Raw genomic sequence first — 16,902 nt, 5'->3', positions numbered from 1 at the left:
CTCACCAATGCGGCGGCTTCTGGTCGGCCAGCGGAATGGTCCCGCCCTGGTCCACCTCGCGCTCGGCCTCCCGCATCATCAGCATCTCGACCCGCCGCGTCAGCCGCGCGATCTCGGCATCTTGCCGCGCGACCACCTCCGACAGATCCTCGGCCACCCGCTCCAGATGCGCCATCCGCTCTTCCAGCCTTGTCGCATCGCTCATCGCCGATCCCCTTTGCACCCAATTCCCGACAGGGCTTGCCCGCTCGCCGCCTTGCCGTCAACGCCCCCACGGGCTAGAGGGGGCGCGACCCCGATCAGAGGCTTGCCCGCAGCCATGGCCAAAGAGAAAAAACACCCCCGCCCCAAGGCAGAGCCGCCCAAAGGCTTCCGCGATTATTTCGGCGCCGAGGTGACGGAACGCCAGCACATGCTGGAAAAGATCGCCGAGGTCTATCGCCTGCACGGCTTCGACCCGCTGGAGACCTCCGCCGTCGAAACGGTCGAGGCTCTGGGCAAATTCCTCCCCGATGTCGACCGCCCGAACGAAGGCGTCTTCGCCTTCGAAGAGGACGACACCTGGCTCGCGCTCCGCTATGACCTGACGGCCCCCTTGGCGCGTGTCGCAGCCCAATACCGCAACGATCTGCCCTTCCCCTACCGCCGCTACGCGATGGGCCCGGTCTGGCGGAACGAGAAACCGGGTCCGGGCCGGTTCCGCCAATTCTATCAATGCGATGCCGATACGGTCGGTGCGCCGTCGGTCGCGGCGGACGCCGAGATCTGCGGGATGCTCGCCGACACGCTCGAGGCCGTGGGCATCCCCCGCGGCGATTACATCGTGCGGGTGAACAACCGCAAGGTCCTGAACGGCGTGCTCGAGGTCGCGGGCCTTGCGGGCGAGGACAAGGACGCCGAACGCGGCATCGTGCTCCGCGCCATCGACAAGCTGGACCGGCTGGGCGAGGCGGGCGTGCGCGCGCTGCTCGGCAAGGGCCGCGAGGATGAAAGCGGTGACTTCACCAAGGGCGCGGGGCTGGGTGACGCGCAGGCCGATGTGATCATGGGCTTCATGGATGCCAAACGCGCCGATGGACCCGCGACCGTGGCCCGCCTGCGGGAATTGGTGACCGGCTCCGCCATCGGTCTCGACGGCGTGACCGAGCTTGAAACCATCGCCTCCCTCCTCGCCGCCCAGGGCTACGGCCCCGACCGCATCGTCATCGACCCCTCCGTCGTCCGGGGCCTTGGCTATTACACCGGCCCCGTGTTCGAGGCCGAACTGACCTTCGAAATCCTCGACGAAAAGGGCCGTCCCCGCCAATTCGGCTCGGTGGCGGGCGGCGGGCGCTATGACGATCTGGTCAAGCGCTTCACGGGCCAAGAGGTTCCGGCCACGGGCGTTTCCATCGGCGTCGACCGCCTGCTGGCCGCGCTGCGCGCCAAGGGGCGGCTCACCGGCGAAACCCAGGGCCCTGTCATCGTCACCGTCATGGACCGCGACCGCATGGCCGATTACCAGGCCATGGCCGCAACGCTCCGCCAGGCGGGCATCCGGGCCGAGGTCTATCTGGGCAATCCGAAAAACTTCGGCAACCAGCTCAAATATGCCGACAAGCGAAGGTCCCCCGTCGCCGTCATCCAAGGCGGCGACGAGGCCGCGCGCGGTGTCGTGCAGCTCAAGGACCTGATCCTCGGCGCGAAACTGGCCGAGGAAGCGACGCTCGAGGAATGGAAATCCCAGCCCGCCCAGATCGAGGTGCCGCTGACGGATCTTGTAGAAGAAACCCGCAAGCTTCTGGACCGCCACCAGTGACCGACACCGGGACCATGCACACGGCCAAGACGGACACGGCCAAGACGGACAAGGCCAGCATCCGGGCCGAGGCCGCGCGCTTTCTCGCGGCCTTCGAGGCGGCGGGGGCCTTTCCCGTCGAAACCGACCTCTTGCAACCCGCCGGAACGCTCCTCGACCTCTATGGCGAGGATATCCGCGCGCGCGCCTATGTCACCCATGACCCCGACCGGGGCGAGATGATGTTGCGCCCCGATTTCACCGTCCCCGTGGTGCAGCGCCACATGGCGAACGGGGCCGACCCCGCGCGCTACGCCTATCTGGGCGAGGTCTTCCGCACCCAGCCCGCAGGCTCGCGCCGCCCCTCCGAATATCTTCAGGTCGGCTACGAGGTCTTTGACCGCGCCGATCCGGTCGGCGCCGATGCCGAGGTTTTCGCCCTCTTCTCCCGCCTTCTGGCCCCCCACGGCCTGCGCGCGGTCACGGGCGATATCGGCCTGCTCCTTGCCGCCATCGACACGCTGACGACCACCGCCCCGCGCAAGGCGGCGCTGCGCCGCCATATCTGGCGGCCCCGCCGCTTCCGCGCCCTGATCGACCGCTTCACGAACCGCACCGCGCCATCGCCCGCGCGCGCCAGCCTGATCGCCGCAGCAAAAGGGCAGGGGGCGCAATCCCTCATCGCCGAAGCAGGGCCCGAGATCGGCCTGCGCTCGGCCACCGAGATCGCGGCCCGCATCGACACGCTGATCGCCGATGCCGCAGCCCCCCCGATCCCCGCCCCCGAGGCCGAGGTTCTGGCCACGATCCTGTCGCTGAAAGCGAACCTGCCCGAGGCTTGCGAACATCTGCGCGATCTGTGCGTCGACATGCCGGGCCTTGGCCCCGCCGTCGACCGCTTCGCCGCGCGGATCGATGCGCTCGCCCATGCCGGTGTCGCGGTCGAGACGACACCTTTCGAGGCCAGCTACGGGCGCACGACGATGGAATATTACGACGGTTTCGTCTTCGGCTTCCTCGTGCCCGCGCGCCCCGATTTACCGCCCGCGGCGACCGGCGGGCGCTATGATGCGCTGACCCGCATTCTTGGCGCGGGCCGCGAAATTCCGGCGGTGGGCGGCGTGATCCGCCCCGGCGTTCTGGCGCAGGCGGGCGCGGAGGGTCGGCCATGACGATCCGTTTGGGCGTGCCCTCCAAGGGGCGGTTGATGGAAAAGACCTTCGGCTGGTTCGCCGATCGCGGCATCGACATGCGGCGCAGCGGGTCCGACCGCGAATATGCCGCCGAGGTCGCGGGGGCCGATGTCGAACTGATGCTGCTCTCGGCGGGCGAAATCCCGCGCGAACTGGCCGCAGGGCGCATCCATCTCGGCGTCACCGGCTCCGACCTGGTGCAGGAACGCATCCCCGCCTGGGACCAGGCGGTCGAGGTCGTGGCCCCGATGGGCTTTGGCCATGCCGATCTGGTCATCGCCGTTCCCAAATGTTGGGTCGATGTGACGACGCTCGACGATCTCGATGCCGCCGCCGCCGCGTTTCGCGCGCGGCACGGCTTCCGTCTCAGGATCGCCACGAAATACCACCGGCTTGTCCGCGACTTCCTGCGCGATGCAGGCGTCGCCGATTACCAGCTCGTCGACAGCCAGGGCGCGACCGAAGGGACCGTCGCCCATGGCACCGCCGAGGCCATCGCCGATATCACCTCCACCGGCGAGACCCTGCGCGCCAACCACCTGCGTATCCTCGACGACGGGTTGATCCATCCGTCCGAGGCGACGCTGTTCCGTGCGCGCGGGGCCGATTGGGGCGATGCCGAACGCGCGGCGCTTGCCGATCTGGTGGCGCGCATCGGGCTGGCCTGAGGCCTGGAGCATGTCGCGCAAAAGTGGGAACCGGTTTTGCGCTCCCCGGACATGCGACATCACAAGGTGAGACGCGCGACGCCTGATTGCAAAGGAACGCGGGCGCGCTCTAAAGAACCCCGATCTCGGCCAACGCATTCTGCAAGGATTGCGGCAGCGCCTCTTCGCTCTCGCGGCCCTTGGGCAGGTCGCGCGGCGCATCCTCGGGCGACAGGTAGCGCCATCCCTGGAACGGGCGTCTGGGGGTCGCCGCCACCCGCACCGCTTCGGGGTCCAGAACGATCCCGCAGCGCAGGATGCCGTCGCCCCCCGTCACCTCGTCCAGCCGCAAGATGCGCTGACGGCATAGCACCACGCCCTTGAACACCCAGTAGAGCGAGCCGCCGTTCAGCACCTCCTCCACCCGTTTGGGGAACATCCGCGTGACATGGCGCGGGAGCCCGTCCGGCCCCTTGGCGCGCGGATTGCGCTGCCAGTCGAGCAGGTCCTCCACCGCCTCCGCGCCAACGCAGAGCTTGATGATATGGGTTGTCCCCGGTTTTCCCACAATTCTCTCCACAGAATCCCGTGCCACTCCATATCGTAGTGCTGTCATTGGGATGTGCAATCTGTTGATCCGCCGCGCCTGGCGCGCTACCTTCACCGCCTGCCCAAAGGAGAGCCGCCATGACCCGCTTCGCCGCCCCCATCGCCGAACAGATCTGGGACATGAAATACCGTCTCAAGGAAGCGGGCGGCGCGCCCATCGACCAATCGGTCGAGGATACCTGGCGCCGCATCGCCCGGGCGCTGGCCTCCGTCGAACAGGACAAGGAAGGCTGGGAAGATCGCTTCTACACCGCGCTCGAGGATTTCAAATACCTGCCTGCGGGGCGCATCGTGGCGGGCGCGGGCACGGGGCGGTCGGTCACGCTCTTCAACTGCTTCGTCATGGGCACGGTGCCCGACAGCATGGGCGGCATCTTCGACAATCTCAAAGAGGCCGCGCTGACCATGCAGCAGGGCGGGGGGATCGGCTATGATTTCTCCACCATCCGCCCCAAGGGGGCCGAGGTGCACGGGGTGGCCGCCGATGCCTCGGGGCCGCTGTCCTTCATGGATGTCTGGGATGCGATGTGCCGCACCATCATGTCGGCGGGCTCGCGCCGCGGCGCGATGATGGCGACGCTGCGCTGCGATCACCCCGATATCGAGGCCTTCATCGACGCCAAATCCGACCCCGCGCGCCTCAGGATGTTCAATGTCTCGGTCCTCGTCACCGATCCGTTCATGGACGCCGTGGACAAGGACGGCCCGTGGGAGCTGACCTTCGGCGGCCGCGTCTACCGCACGGTGCAGGCCCGCGACCTGTGGAACAAGATCATGCGCGCGACCTATGATTACGCCGAACCCGGCGTGATCTTCATCGACCGCATCAATGCCGAGAACAACCTGAACTACGCCGAAACCATCGCCGCGACCAATCCTTGCGGCGAACAGCCCCTGCCGCCCTATGGCGCCTGCCTGCTCGGCTCGATCAACCTCGCCCGCCTGGTCGAGGAGCCGTTCACCGCCAAAGCCCGCATCGACCCCGCGCGGCTCACCGATCTTGTCGCCACCTCCGTGCGCATGATGGACAATGTCGTCGACGCCTCCCGCTTCCCGCTCGAGGCGCAGGCGCAAGAGGCGCAGGCCAAGCGCCGGATCGGTCTGGGCGTCACGGGTCTGGCCGATGCGCTCGCCATGATCGGCCTGCGCTACGGCTCGGACGAGGGCGTGGCGCAGACAGGCGCATGGATGGAGGCCATCGCCAACGCGAGCTACCGCGCCTCCGCGCTTCTGGCCAAGGAAAAGGGGGCCTTCCCCCTCTATGATGCGGCGGCCTATGCCAAGGCCCCGATGATCTTGCGCCTTGCGCCCGAGGTGCAGGCGCTCATCGCCGAACACGGGCTCAGGAACGCGCTTCTGACCTCCATCGCGCCCACCGGCACCATCTCGCTCTTCGCGGGCAATGTGTCGTCGGGGATCGAACCGATCTTCGCCAATTCCTACACCCGCAAGGTGCTGCAACCCGATGGCACCCGCACCGAGGAAGAGGTGGTGGATTACGCCGTCGCCGCCTGGCGCGACCGCATGGGCGATGCGCCCCTGCCCGATCATTTCGTCACCGCCCAGACGCTCGCGCCGATGGATCACGTGCGGATGCAGGCCGCGGCCCAGCCCTGGATCGACAGTTCCATCTCGAAAACCATCAACGTGCCCGCCGACATCTCCTTCGAGGCGTTCAAGGATGTCTACACCCAAGCCTATGCCACCGGCTGCAAGGGCTGCACGACCTACCGCCCCAATGACGTGACAGGCTCCGTCCTCACCGTCTCCGAGGCGCAGGACAAGCCCGAAGGCCAGACCGCGACCGAGGCGGCGGGCGGCGAGATCATCTACATGTCCGAGCCGCTCGACCGGCCCGCGGCGCTCGAGGGCAATACCTACAAGGTCAAATGGCCCGACAGCGAACACGCGCTCTACATCACGATCAACGACATCGTGCTGGCCGGTCACCGCCGCCCCTTCGAGGTCTTCATCAATTCCAAGAACATGGAACATTTCGCCTGGACCGTCGCGCTGACGCGGATGATCTCGGCGGTGTTCCGGCGCGGCGGCGATGTCTCCTTCGTGGTCGAAGAGCTCAAGGCCGTCTTCGACCCGCGCGGGGGCGCCTGGATGAACGGCAAATACGTGCCTTCGATCCTTGCGGCCATCGGCGGCGTGATCGAACGGCACATGGTCGCCACGGGCTTCCTTGCGGGCGAGGGGATGGGCCTCAAATCCGATCCGCAGGCGCAGGTCGTCAACCTCGGCCACAAGCCGGGGCCTGCCTGCCCGTCCTGCGGGCAATACGACATGCGCATGGCCGAAGGGTGCCTCACCTGCAACAGTTGCGGCCATTCGAAATGCGCCTGAGGGGATAGCACTTTGGATTGATCGCCAACCATCGCTAAGGTCACGCCCAACAATGGGCGGGCCAAACCGTCCTCGAAGATGAGGCAGCGATATGGTGCAGTTCAATTTCCCCCTTCGGGCGGCCTGTCTTTGGCTGGCCGCGACGGCGTCCTTCGGGTCCGCGACACAGGCCCTGGCCGAAACCCCGCGCGAAACCATCGGGACCATGGCGCTCTTCACCAATGACACGCTCGGCGACCGGCAGGACCGTTGGCGCACGGGCGCCTTTTCCTACAGCGTCATCCGGGCCCCCGGCTGGGATGGCGCGCTGCCCTCCACGCCCTTCTCTGTCATGGAATACCGCTTTCGCGGTGAAGCCATCTCGCCCGACAACACCCGCAATCCCGCGCGCGGCGACAGGCTTTATGCCGGCACGCTCTGGGTCGGCGCGCATACCCATTACAACCTCACGGGCTATGACATCACCGCAGGCGCCGATATCGCCGTGACCGGCGAGCAATCGGGCGTCCGCCGCTTTCAGGCCGGCCTCCATGATCTCTTTTCGATGTCCCGCGTGGGCCTCGAGAATTACCAGGTCGAGGATGGCGTCTATCTTCATGGCACGCTCGAAATCGCCCGCCCCCTCAGCTGGCAGAACGGCGAATTCCGTCCCTTCGTCGAGCTGCAGGGCGGGGTCGAGACCTTGGCGCGCGCAGGCTTTGACCTGACCTTCGGCTCGCTGGGGCAAAGCGGCCTACGCACCCGCGACCCGATCACCGGCCAGCGCATCGGCGCGGTGACCGGCATCGAGGATCAGGGCGGCTGGTCCTTCCTTCTGGGGGCCGATACCGCCTATGTCGAAAGCTCGATCTTCCTGCCCGAGGATCGCGGCTTCCGCGCCGAGGAAGACCGCCACCGCGCCCGCTTCGGCGTGAATTACGGGCTGGGCCTGACCAACATCTTCTACGGCGTCACCTGGACCTCCGAGGAATTCGTGGGCCAGCCCGAAAGCCAGGCCATAGGCTCGCTCAGCTTCGACATCCGCTTCTGATATTTTGGGGTCGCGCGCCCTGCGGACGCTATACACAGCGAATCACCTCTGATATGGTTGCCGGACAGCACGGCCGATCAACGGCTGGCGGACATAACCTGATGAGGCAGGGAAATGGGCACGGGCTTTCGGGGCGCGTTCGTGATCTCATGGGCGCAGACCCGGCTGGAAGGATATCCAGCCGATGACCAGGCAGATCTGGTCGCGGGCATGACATGGAGCTGGCACGGACAGGCGCTTCCTCTCGAAGGGGATGGCGCAGCATTGGCGTTGCCCTCCAGTCGCGACCATGCCGAGATCCGCACCCGCGCCGCGCGCGTCGTGCGCAAGCTCTTGCAACGCCCCGCACCCGGTCCCGCCGACCTGGCACTCGATGACAGCGATCCGCTCTTGCGGGGGGCTTTCGTGGTCTCCGACGGCGTGCGCTTCTTCACGCTGGTCCCGATCCTGATCGAGGATGGCGCAACCCCGCTCCTGATGTTCGCCGATGACGTGCCCCCGCCCGAGCGCGACCTTGTCGTGGTGCAATGCTCCGACCGGATGCTGCGGCCCACGCCCACCGAACGCCCCTCGGTCATCTGTTTCACCCCCGGCACGCGGCTGCGCACCGAAAAGGGCGAGGTCGCGATCGAGGATCTGGGCCCCGAGGATCGGCTGCTCACCCGCGACAGCGGCCCCCAATCCGTGCTCTGGACCGGCCACCGCCGCATGTCGGGCGCGCGGCTTTTCGCCATGCCCGAAACCCGGCCCGTCCGCATCCGGCGCGGCGCGCTGGGCGTCGATCGCCCCGAGGATGACCTGATTGTCAGCCCCGAACACCGCGTGCTGGTGCGCGGCCGCGCCGCCCGCGATCTCTGGGGCGAACCCGAGGTGCTGGTGCGCGCCGCCGATCTGGTGGGCGACCGCTTCATCACCATCGACCATTCCCTGCGCGAGACCTGGTACATCCACCTCATGCTCGAACGCCACGAGGTCATCTGGGCCAACGGGCTCGAGGTCGAAACCTTCCACCCCGGCTTCATGGGGCTGGAAAACCTGACCGGCCTGCAGCGCGACCTGATGTTCGACCTGCGCCCCGAACTGGCCGCCAATCCCGATCTCTACGGCCCGCCGGTGCGCCGCATGGTCTCCCGCGCCGAGGCCGCGATCCTTCTGGGCGGGGTGCCGTCTCTGTCGGTGACCGCACGGCATTGACACCCCGCGCGCCAGCGCATATCAGCCGCCCACGTTTCCCGGTCCGCAAGGGCCGGGTTTCGATATTTTTGGTGTTGGTGGCTCCCGCAAGGGATGACCTGTCGGCCTTCGGGCAAAGGACAACGCCCTTCACTGCTGTCCACGCCCCGAAAAGTGGGAACCGGTTTTCGGATCAGGTGTGGAAGCCCAAAGAACTGAAGGAGATCAGACGGTGACCAAACGCACCTCTGCCAAGTACAAGATCGACCGCCGGATGGGCGAAAACATCTGGGGCCGCCCCAAATCCCCGGTGAACAAGCGCGACTACGGTCCCGGCCAGCACGGCCAGCGCCGCAAGGGCAAGATGTCGGACTTCGGTCTGCAGCTGCGCGCCAAGCAAAAGCTCAAGGGCTATTACGGCGACATGACGGAAAAGCAGTTCCGTCGCATCTACGCCGAAGCCGAGCGTGTGCGCGGCGACACCGGTGAAAACCTCATCGGCCTGCTGGAGCGCCGCCTGGATGCGGTCGTCTACCGCGCCAAGTTCGTGGCGACCATCTTCGCCGCCCGCCAGTTCGTGAACCACGGCCACGTGCTCGTGAACGGCCAGCGCGTGAACATCCCCTCCTACCGCGTCAAGGAAGGCGACGTGATCGAGGTGCGCCAGAAGTCCAAGCAGCTGGCCGTCCTGCTCGAAGCCGTCCAGCTGGCCGAGCGTGACGTTCCCGATTACATCGAGGCCGACCATTCCAAGATGACCGCCACCTTCGTGCGGACCCCGGGTCTGGGCGATGTGCCCTACCCGGTCATGATGGAACCCAACCTCGTCATCGAATATTACGCGCAGAACTGATTTCCCCTGCACGTGACTGTCATGGGGCCGTGCCGATCTGGCGCGGCCCTTTTCGTTTCCGGACGGTCCCTCTACGATCCCCCCGTCCCGTTCCCGGTCGGAGCCCGCCATGACCCAAGCCTATCCCGTCTACGGTCGCATCGACGGCCCCATCGTGATCATCGGCTTCGGCTCGATCGGCAAGGGAACATGGCCGCTCATCGAACGCCATTTCGACTATGACGCCGACAAGCTCACGATCATCGAACCCGATCCCGGCCAGCACAATTTCCTGCGCCAGCACCGGCTGAATTTCGTCGATACCGCGCTGACCCCCGAAAACTACCGCGAGGTGCTGGGGCGGCTTCTGGAACCCGGCAAGGGGTTTTGCGTCAACCTCAGCGTCGATGTCTCCTCGCTCGACCTGATCCGCTTCTGCCGCGAATTGGGCGTGCCCTATATCGACACGGTCGTCGAACCCTGGGCGGGCTATTACTTCAACACCACCGACAATGCCGCCCGCACCAATTACGCGCTGCGACAGGCCGTCCGCGACGAGAAAGCCGCCCATCCCGGCGGCTCCACCGCGATCTCCTGCTGCGGGGCCAATCCCGGCATGGTCTCCTGGTTCGTCAAGGAGGCGCTTCTGACGCTCGCCCGCGACACGGGCCGGGACGCCACGCCACCCGCCGACCGCGCAGGCTGGGCGCGGCTGATGCAGGGGCTGGGCGTGCAGGGCATCCATATCGCCGAGCGCGACACGCAGGCCCGCCGCGTGCCGCGGCCCCGCGGCGTCTTCGTCAACACATGGTCCGTCGAAGGTTTCATCGCCGAAGGGTTCCAGCCCGCGGAACTCGGCTGGGGCACGCATGAGCCCTGGTTCCCCGAGAACGGCCACCGCCACGACACCGGCTGCCAGGCCGCGATCTGGCTGGAACGCCCCGGCGCGATCACCCGCGTCCACACCTGGTGCCCGACGCCGGGCCCGCAATTCGGCTTTCTGGTGACCCATAACGAGGCGATTTCGATCTCCGACTATTACACGGTCGGATCGGGCGACGCGCCCGCCTATCGCCCGACCTGCCATTACGCCTACCACCCCTGCGACGATGCGGTCCTGTCGCTGCACGAGATGTTCGGCTCGGGCCGGGCGCAGGACAAGCACCACATCCTCGCTGAGGACGAGATCGTCGAAGGCATCGACGAGCTGGGCGTGCTCTTGTACGGCCATGAGAAGAACGCGCTCTGGTATGGCTCGCGGCTGTCGAACGAGGCGGCGCGCGATCTGGCCCCCTACCAGAATGCCACGGGGCTGCAGGTGACGTCGGCCGTTCTGGCCGGCATGGTCTGGGCGCTGGAAAATCCCGGCGCAGGCATCGTCGAGGCCGACGAGATGGACCATGCCCGCTGCCTCGAGGTGCAACGCCCCTATCTCGGTCCGGTCGAGGCGCATTACACCGACTGGACGCCCCTTCAGGACCGTTGGGAATTGTTCCCCGAGGATATCGACCCCGAGGAGCCCTGGGCCTTTCGCAACGTTCTGGCCAGCTGAGCGGGCGGAGGCCGGGCAGGGGGCTCTGCCCCCGACAGCCTTTGGCTGTCTCCCCCGGCATATTTTCGGAAAGATGAAGCGGCATCTGTGCGCTTTTGCAGGGCTGCGGGTGATGGACGGGGACGGGAAACGGGCGTAAGGCCAAGCACATGGCACTTGGCGATCATCTCAGAACCGTTCCGCTGGCCGAGGCGGAGCGCTGGCCGATCTGGCGGCGGCCCGTGGCGCTTCTGGCCCTCATGGCCTTCGGCATGCCCATCGCCTTTGCGACCTGGTCGGCGCTCTTGAACAATTTCGTCATCGAGATGGCGGGCTTTGACGGAGCCGATATCGGCTGGCTGCATACCGTGCGCGAGATCCCCGGCTTTCTTGCCATCGGCGTGATCGCCATCATCCTCTTTGTCCGCGAACAGGTTCTGGCGCTGGTCTCGCTGGTGATGCTGGGGGTGGCCACCGCGCTCACCGCGCAATTCCCGAGCCTCGGCGGGCTGTTGTTCGTCACGCTGATCAGCTCGATCGGCTTTCACTATTACGAGACGGTCAACCAGTCGCTGCAATTGCAGTGGATCGACAAGAAAAAGGCGCCCCAGACGCTGGGCTGGCTTTTGTCCATCGGCTCGGGGGCGACGCTTCTGGCCTATGGGCTCATCGTGGTCACATGGCGCGCCTATGATCTGAGCTATGACCTTGTCTACTGGGTCGCGGGCGGCACCACGGTGCTGATCGCGCTGGTGGCGTTTTTCGCCTTTCCGCAATTCGAAAGCCCCAATCCCCAGACCAAGAAGATGGTGCTGCGCCGCCGCTACTGGCTCTATTACGCGCTGCAATTCATGTCGGGCGCGCGGCGGCAGATCTTCGTCGTTTTCGCCGCCTTCATGATGGTCGAGCGCTACGGCTTCGACGTGCACCAGATCACGGCGCTGTTCATGGGCACGTTGCTTGCCAACATGATCGCGGCCCCGCTTCTGGGCGGGATCGTCGCGCGGTTTGGCGAAAGGTTGGCGCTCGTTGTGGAATATGCGGGGCTGGGGGCGATCTTCCTGCTTTATGCCGCGCTCTACATCTTTGACTGGGGCCCGTGGATGGCGGGGGCGCTTTACGTGTTGAACCACCTGTTCTTCGCGCTGGCGCTGGCCATCAAGACCTATTTCCAGAAGATCGCCGATCCCGGGGATATCGCCCCCACGGCGGCCGTGGCTTTTACCATCAACCATATCGCGGCCGTGTTCCTGCCTGCAGCCCTTGGCTACCTGTGGCTGACCTCGCCCACGAGCGTGTTCTTCCTGGCTGCCGGCATGGCCCTTGTCTCGCTTCTTTTGTCGCTTCTGGTGCCGCGCCATCCCGAGCCGGGGCACGAGACGATCCTCGCCCGCCCGATGCCCGCCCCGGCGGAGTGATCGCGCCCTGTCGGCGACCGTCTTGGGTCCCGCCCTTTGGGCGGCGTTGCCAAACACGCCCGATCCGCGTAGGCCAAGGCACCTGACCTGACCGGAGCCACCCCATGCCCACCTGGACCGCCCTCACCACGCTTTCCGACAAGGATCAGGCCGAAGCGCTGGGGGCCGCGCTCGAGGATCTGGAGCCCGAACCGACCGGCGTCGGCGTCTTTGAACTCGAGGACGGATCGGGCCTGTGGGAGGTCGGCGGCTATTTCCTCGAGGAACCCGACGATATCGCGCTGGCGCTCTTGGCTGCCGCCCATGGCGCGCGCCCCTTCGCCGTCTCCGAAGTCCCCGAGACCGACTGGGTCGCTCATGTGCGCCGCGAATTGCACCCGGTCGAGGCCGGTCGCTTCTTTCTCTACGGGTCGCATGATGCCGATGCCCTGCCCGAGGGGCGCGTGGGCCTTCTGATCGAGGCCGCGATGGCCTTCGGCACCGGCCACCATGGCACGACCAAGGGCTGTCTCGAAGCCTTCGACCGCTTGCTGTCGGCGGGCGTCGCCCCGACGAATGTCGCCGATATCGGTTGCGGCACCGCCGTGCTTGCCATCGCCGCGGCCAAGATGCCCTCCGCCCGCGTCATCGCCTCCGACATCGATCCTGTCGCGGTGGATGTGGCGCTGGCCAATGCGGCGGCCAATGGCGTGACCGATCTGGCCTGCGTCGAGGCGGCGGGCTTTGACCATCCCGATCTGGCCGCGCGCGCGCCCTATGACCTCGTCTTTGCCAATATCCTGAAGGGGCCGCTGATCGACCTGGCCCCCGACATGGCCGCCCATGCCGCACCCGGCGGGCATGTGATCTTGTCGGGGATCCTGAACGAACAGGCCGATGCCGTGATCGCCGCTTACGAGGCTGTGGGCATGGCACTGGCGGACCGGCGGGTGATCGGGGAATGGACCACCCTGACGCTCACCGCCTGAGGCAAGGTCCTCTCACCGCCTCCGGCTTAGAGCGCATCGCGTTCATTCGCAGTCACGCGCCGCTCTCTGACCCTTTGATGTCGCATGTCCGGGGAGCGCAAAACCGGTTCCCACTTTTGCGCGACATGCTCTAGTCGCGGCGATAGGTGCCCTGTGCGATATCCTCGATATCCCCGCGCACGAGGCCCAGATCGTCCAGCTCCCGGTCGGTCAGCGCCGACAGGCTCTTGCGGGTGATCCGCGCATCGTTCCATGCGGCGATCCGGCCGACCAGATCGGCCAGAAGACGGCTGGCGCCAAAGCCGGCACCGAGGGGGCGGTTGGTCATGATGGCCATGGTCGTATCCTTTTGCGGGTCGCTGTGCCCGGCGGGGCCGGGGGTGGCGCTGCCCAAGCCTTGGGCGGTTTGAGAACACGCGGCATCTAGAGAGTGCGAAAGCGTCACGCAAGCCGCGATTTTCGCATGGGTCGCATGCGATTTCTGCATGGCAGCGAAACCCGCCTAAAGCCCCGTAAATCCTGGCAAAAACCCGCCGACGCCTGTCGTTTTCATGCGCGGGCATGCCGCATTTGGATGCCGGTTTTCCGACACCCGCCAAAACCGACATTTCCCGCGCCGAAACGGACCCCGCCCTAGGCAATGTTCGCCTTTCGTGCTAGTGATGCAGAAAGGTCGCAACAAGCGGCCGTGTCAGGGCACGGGCAGGCGGGGAACAGGCGGATGCGCATCATCGGGATCGATCCGGGGCTACGGTGCCTCGGCTGGGGCGTGATCGAGGCCGATGGCCCGCGTCTGCGCCACATCGCCAATGGCCAGATCCTGAGCGGCGCGGGCGATCTGGCGACACGGCTTCTGGCGCTGCATGTCCAGCTGACCGAGGTCATCGCCCGCCACGCCCCCGACCGGGCCGCCGTCGAACAGACCTTCGTCAACCGCGACGGGGCGGGGACGCTGAAACTGGGCCAGGCGCGCGGCATCGCCATGCTGGTGCCCGCCCAGGCCGGGCTGCCCGTCGCCGAATACGCCCCCAATGCGGTGAAAAAGACCGTGGTGGGCGTGGGCCATGCCGAGAAACAGCAGGTCGATCACATGGTCCGCATGCAGCTTCCCGGCTGCGACCCGGCGGGTCCCGATGCCGCCGATGCGCTGGCCATCGCCATCTGCCACGCCTTTCACGCGCAGACCGCAGGGCGGCTCGCGCAGGCCATCGGGGTGGCGTCATGATCGGCAAGCTGACCGGACGGGTGGATTACAAGGCCGCCGATCACGTGCTGCTGGACGTGGGCGGCGTGGGCTATACGGTCCATTGCTCCGACCGCACGCTGGCCGCGCTGCCCGGTCCGGGGCAGGCGGCGGCGCTCTACACCGAATTGCTGGTGCGCGAGGATCTGCTGCAGCTCTTCGGCTTTCTCACGCCCTATGACCGTGAATGGCACCGGCTCCTGATCTCGGTGCAGGGCGTGGGGTCCAAGGCCTCCATGGCCATTCTCGGCACGCTGGGCTCGGACGGCATCGCGCGCGCCATCGCCATCGGCGATTGGGGCGCGGTCAAGGCCGCCCCCGGCGTCGGCCCGAAACTGGCGCAGCGCGTGGTCAATGAGCTCAAGGACAAGGCACCGGGCATCATGGCCTTGGGCGGCACCTTGGGTCAGGCGGCGGGCACCGCCCCGGATCCGCTGATCGAACCCGATGCGCCCAGACCCGCCGCCCCGCCCAAACCTTCCTCCGGTGCCGCACAGGCCGATGCGCTCTCCGCCCTTGCAAACCTCGGCTATGCCCCGTCCGAGGCTGCCCGCGCCGTGGCCGAGGCTGCCGGAAACGATCCGGGGGCCGAGGCGCCGGTGCTCATCCGCGCGGCCCTCCGGCTTCTGGCCCCCAAGGAGTGACAGGGGTGGCGCGCACAGCCCTGCTCCGCCATAGATGGCCGCGATGACCGAACCCGATCCCACCCTGCGCCCCGCGCCGCTCCCCGAGGATGCCGACCGCGCCCTGCGCCCCCAGACGCTCGCCGATTTCATCGGTCAGGCCGAGGCGCGGGCGAACCTCAGCGTCTTCATTGAAAGCGCCCGCCGCCGGGCCGAGGCGATGGATCACGTGCTGTTCCACGGGCCCCCGGGCTTGGGCAAGACGACGCTCGCCCAGATCATGGCCCGCGAACTGGGCGTCAATTTCCGCATGACCTCCGGCCCGGTTCTGGCCCGCGCGGGTGACCTCGCCGCGATCCTGACGAACCTCGAGGCGCGCGATGTCCTCTTCATCGACGAGATCCACCGCCTCAACCCCGCGGTCGAGGAAGTGCTCTATCCCGCGCTCGAGGATTTCGAACTGGACCTCGTGATCGGTGAAGGCCCCGCCGCCCGCACCGTCCGCATCGAATTGCAGCCTTTCACGCTGGTGGGGGCCACGACGCGCATGGGTCTTCTGACCACGCCCTTGCGCGACCGCTTCGGCATTCCCACCCGCCTCAATTTCTACACGACCGAGGAATTGACCCGCATCGTCGAACGCGGCGCGCGGCTCTCGGGCATCTCGTCGGACCCCGAGGGCGTGGCCGAGATCGCGGCGCGCGCCCGTGGCACGCCCCGCATCGCCGGTCGCCTTCTGCGCCGGGTGATCGATTTCGCTCTCGTCGAAGGCGACGGGCGGCTGACGCGCGCCATCGCCGATACGGCGCTCACCCGGCTTGGCGTCGATCATCTGGGCCTTGACGGGGCCGACCGCCGCTACCTGCGCCTCATGGCCGAGAATTACGGCGGTGGCCCGGTGGGCGTCGAAACCCTGTCGGCGGCCCTGTCCGAAAGCCGCGACTCGATCGAAGAGGTCATCGAACCCTATCTCCTGCAACAGGGCCTCATCGCCCGCACGCCGCGCGGCCGGATGCTCGCGCAAAAGGGCTGGACCCACCTGGGCCTGCCCGTGCCGCCGGTGGCGGGGCAGGGGCAGGGGGGGCTCTTCGATGCCTGAGGGCCGCAGCCTCGACCGCCTGAGCGACCGGTCGCAGGCGGTCGGCGATATCTGCGCCGCGCGCGCCGGGATCGACTGCGATGCCGTCCGGCATCCGGCCAGGCCGTCCGGGGAACCGGGCGCGCTGCAAGCCGCCTTTCTCAAGCTGAACGGGCAGGGCCGCGCCACGGGCGATGCCGATGACCGCAGGCGCGCGCTGACGGATGAAACCGCCGATCTCGTCGCGCAGCTTCCGCTTTTCGCCCGCCGGCAAGACATCGACCCTCCCGATGCCATCGCGCGCATATGGGGCCGCGCCCTGCCCAAAGCCGCATACGCCCCCCCATCCTTGCCGCCGGGGGTGACGGAGGGGGCGACCCCATGACCGACACGCCATTCCCCACCCTCCACCCCAAGGACATCACGGC

The 16,902-nt window shown here is 67.1% G+C and carries 17 protein-coding genes; 14 read left to right on the top strand and 3 right to left on the bottom strand.

All coding sequences use genetic code 11. The annotated features are described in order from the left end of the window. Position 1: 1 nt before the first annotated feature. Positions 2–205: a SlyX family protein gene (locus AABA51_RS12065; protein WP_338272146.1), complete on the bottom strand. Its 204-nt coding sequence runs from the start codon at positions 203–205 to the stop codon at positions 2–4. A 114-nt stretch (positions 206–319) separates the two neighbouring features. Between AABA51_RS12065 and hisS the strand changes: the two genes are divergently transcribed. Genes hisS through hisG form a run of 3 tightly spaced genes read left to right on the top strand, consistent with a single transcriptional unit; the run spans position 320 to position 3,638 of the window. Further along, positions 320–1,798: a histidine--tRNA ligase gene (gene hisS / locus AABA51_RS12060; RefSeq protein WP_338272145.1), complete on the top strand. Its 1,479-nt coding sequence runs from the start codon at positions 320–322 to the stop codon at positions 1,796–1,798. A gap of 14 nt (positions 1,799–1,812) precedes the next feature. Then, entirely contained in the window at positions 1,813–2,949 is a 1,137-nt protein-coding gene (locus tag AABA51_RS12055; RefSeq protein ID WP_338276565.1) for an ATP phosphoribosyltransferase regulatory subunit, read from the top strand. Continuing rightward, positions 2,946–3,638, top strand: coding sequence for an ATP phosphoribosyltransferase (gene hisG / locus AABA51_RS12050; protein WP_338272144.1), 693 nt, complete (start codon positions 2,946–2,948; stop codon positions 3,636–3,638). The genes AABA51_RS12055 and hisG overlap by 4 nt, the downstream gene beginning before the upstream one ends. A 109-nt stretch (positions 3,639–3,747) precedes the next feature. On the opposite strand, the gene AABA51_RS12045 is transcribed toward hisG, so the two are convergent. Then, positions 3,748–4,185 carry a DUF1489 family protein gene (locus AABA51_RS12045; RefSeq protein ID WP_338272143.1) on the bottom strand — a complete coding sequence of 146 codons (438 nt, stop codon included), beginning with the start codon at positions 4,183–4,185 and terminating at the stop codon, positions 3,748–3,750. A gap of 119 nt (positions 4,186–4,304) precedes the next feature. On the opposite strand from AABA51_RS12045, the gene AABA51_RS12040 reads away from it, so the two are divergent. The 7 genes from AABA51_RS12040 to AABA51_RS12010 all read left to right on the top strand — a co-directional run bounded on the left by AABA51_RS12040 (position 4,305) and on the right by AABA51_RS12010 (position 13,530). Next, complete coding sequence (locus AABA51_RS12040) at positions 4,305–6,578, top strand: adenosylcobalamin-dependent ribonucleoside-diphosphate reductase (protein WP_338272142.1); 2,274 nt, start codon at positions 4,305–4,307, stop codon at positions 6,576–6,578. 91 nt (positions 6,579–6,669) lie between these two features. Further along, positions 6,670–7,608 (top strand): lipid A-modifier LpxR family protein, encoded by a 939-nt coding sequence (locus AABA51_RS12035; protein WP_338272141.1) that lies wholly within the window; start codon positions 6,670–6,672, stop codon positions 7,606–7,608. A 114-nt stretch (positions 7,609–7,722) separates the two neighbouring features. Next, complete coding sequence (locus AABA51_RS12030) at positions 7,723–8,802, top strand: Hint domain-containing protein (RefSeq protein WP_338272139.1); 1,080 nt, start codon at positions 7,723–7,725, stop codon at positions 8,800–8,802. Positions 8,803–9,013: 211 nt separating this feature from the next. Then, entirely contained in the window at positions 9,014–9,634 is a 621-nt protein-coding gene (gene rpsD, locus AABA51_RS12025) for a 30S ribosomal protein S4 (protein WP_338272138.1), read from the top strand. A 109-nt stretch (positions 9,635–9,743) separates the two neighbouring features. Then, a complete protein-coding gene (locus tag AABA51_RS12020; protein ID WP_338272137.1) occupies positions 9,744–11,165 on the top strand; it encodes a homospermidine synthase in 1,422 nt (473 codons plus the stop codon). A gap of 149 nt (positions 11,166–11,314) precedes the next feature. Next, positions 11,315–12,562: an MFS transporter gene (locus tag AABA51_RS12015; RefSeq protein WP_338272136.1), complete on the top strand. Its 1,248-nt coding sequence runs from the start codon at positions 11,315–11,317 to the stop codon at positions 12,560–12,562. 104 nt (positions 12,563–12,666) lie between these two features. Beyond that, a complete protein-coding gene (locus tag AABA51_RS12010) occupies positions 12,667–13,530 on the top strand; it encodes a 50S ribosomal protein L11 methyltransferase (protein ID WP_338272134.1) in 864 nt (287 codons plus the stop codon). A 130-nt stretch (positions 13,531–13,660) separates the two neighbouring features. On the opposite strand, the gene AABA51_RS12005 is transcribed toward AABA51_RS12010, so the two are convergent. Beyond that, positions 13,661–13,867 carry a DUF1127 domain-containing protein gene (locus tag AABA51_RS12005; RefSeq protein WP_338272133.1) on the bottom strand — a complete coding sequence of 69 codons (207 nt, stop codon included), beginning with the start codon at positions 13,865–13,867 and terminating at the stop codon, positions 13,661–13,663. 384 nt (positions 13,868–14,251) lie between these two features. Between AABA51_RS12005 and ruvC the strand changes: the two genes are divergently transcribed. From ruvC to AABA51_RS11985, 4 genes are read left to right on the top strand one after another with little or no spacing between them, the layout of a single operon-like run. Further along, a complete protein-coding gene (ruvC, locus tag AABA51_RS12000; protein ID WP_338272132.1) occupies positions 14,252–14,755 on the top strand; it encodes a crossover junction endodeoxyribonuclease RuvC in 504 nt (167 codons plus the stop codon). Then, on the top strand, positions 14,752–15,417 hold the full coding sequence (gene ruvA, locus AABA51_RS11995) for a Holliday junction branch migration protein RuvA (RefSeq protein WP_338272131.1): 666 nt from the start codon (positions 14,752–14,754) through the stop codon (positions 15,415–15,417). The genes ruvC and ruvA overlap by 4 nt, the downstream gene beginning before the upstream one ends. 43 nt (positions 15,418–15,460) lie before the next feature. Then, entirely contained in the window at positions 15,461–16,495 is a 1,035-nt protein-coding gene (ruvB, locus tag AABA51_RS11990; RefSeq protein WP_338272130.1) for a Holliday junction branch migration DNA helicase RuvB, read from the top strand. Next, entirely contained in the window at positions 16,488–16,859 is a 372-nt protein-coding gene (locus tag AABA51_RS11985; RefSeq protein WP_338272129.1) for a hypothetical protein, read from the top strand. Before ruvB ends, AABA51_RS11985 begins: the two co-directional genes overlap by 8 nt. Positions 16,860–16,902: the final 43 nt, after the last annotated feature.

Origin of the sequence: Roseicyclus marinus, from assembly GCF_036322625.1 — a bacterium.
GTDB lineage: Bacteria > Pseudomonadota > Alphaproteobacteria > Rhodobacterales > Rhodobacteraceae > Roseicyclus > Roseicyclus marinus_A.
Note: the sequence above shows the minus strand (reverse complement) of the source record. Positions and strands in the feature narration are given on the sequence as shown.

What these genes read in the sequence shown, in the direction of transcription:
- AABA51_RS12040 (WP_338272142.1), top strand. Translation starts at nt 4,305, where the DNA reads ATGACCCGCTTCGCCGCCCCCATCGCCGAACAGATCTGGGACATGAAA.
- AABA51_RS12035 (WP_338272141.1), top strand. Translation starts at nt 6,670, where the DNA reads ATGGTGCAGTTCAATTTCCCCCTTCGGGCGGCCTGTCTTTGGCTGGCC.
- AABA51_RS12065 (WP_338272146.1), bottom strand. Translation starts at nt 205, where the DNA reads ATGAGCGATGCGACAAGGCTGGAAGAGCGGATGGCGCATCTGGAGCGG.
- AABA51_RS12005 (WP_338272133.1), bottom strand. Translation starts at nt 13,867, where the DNA reads ATGGCCATCATGACCAACCGCCCCCTCGGTGCCGGCTTTGGCGCCAGC.
- AABA51_RS12055 (WP_338276565.1), top strand. Translation starts at nt 1,813, where the DNA reads ATGCACACGGCCAAGACGGACACGGCCAAGACGGACAAGGCCAGCATC.
- AABA51_RS12030 (WP_338272139.1), top strand. Translation starts at nt 7,723, where the DNA reads ATGGGCACGGGCTTTCGGGGCGCGTTCGTGATCTCATGGGCGCAGACC.
- AABA51_RS12015 (WP_338272136.1), top strand. Translation starts at nt 11,315, where the DNA reads ATGGCACTTGGCGATCATCTCAGAACCGTTCCGCTGGCCGAGGCGGAG.
- AABA51_RS12020 (WP_338272137.1), top strand. Translation starts at nt 9,744, where the DNA reads ATGACCCAAGCCTATCCCGTCTACGGTCGCATCGACGGCCCCATCGTG.
- AABA51_RS11985 (WP_338272129.1), top strand. Translation starts at nt 16,488, where the DNA reads ATGCCTGAGGGCCGCAGCCTCGACCGCCTGAGCGACCGGTCGCAGGCG.
- AABA51_RS12010 (WP_338272134.1), top strand. Translation starts at nt 12,667, where the DNA reads ATGCCCACCTGGACCGCCCTCACCACGCTTTCCGACAAGGATCAGGCC.
- ruvC (WP_338272132.1), top strand. Translation starts at nt 14,252, where the DNA reads ATGCGCATCATCGGGATCGATCCGGGGCTACGGTGCCTCGGCTGGGGC.
- hisG (WP_338272144.1), top strand. Translation starts at nt 2,946, where the DNA reads ATGACGATCCGTTTGGGCGTGCCCTCCAAGGGGCGGTTGATGGAAAAG.
- ruvA (WP_338272131.1), top strand. Translation starts at nt 14,752, where the DNA reads ATGATCGGCAAGCTGACCGGACGGGTGGATTACAAGGCCGCCGATCAC.
- ruvB (WP_338272130.1), top strand. Translation starts at nt 15,461, where the DNA reads ATGACCGAACCCGATCCCACCCTGCGCCCCGCGCCGCTCCCCGAGGAT.
- hisS (WP_338272145.1), top strand. Translation starts at nt 320, where the DNA reads ATGGCCAAAGAGAAAAAACACCCCCGCCCCAAGGCAGAGCCGCCCAAA.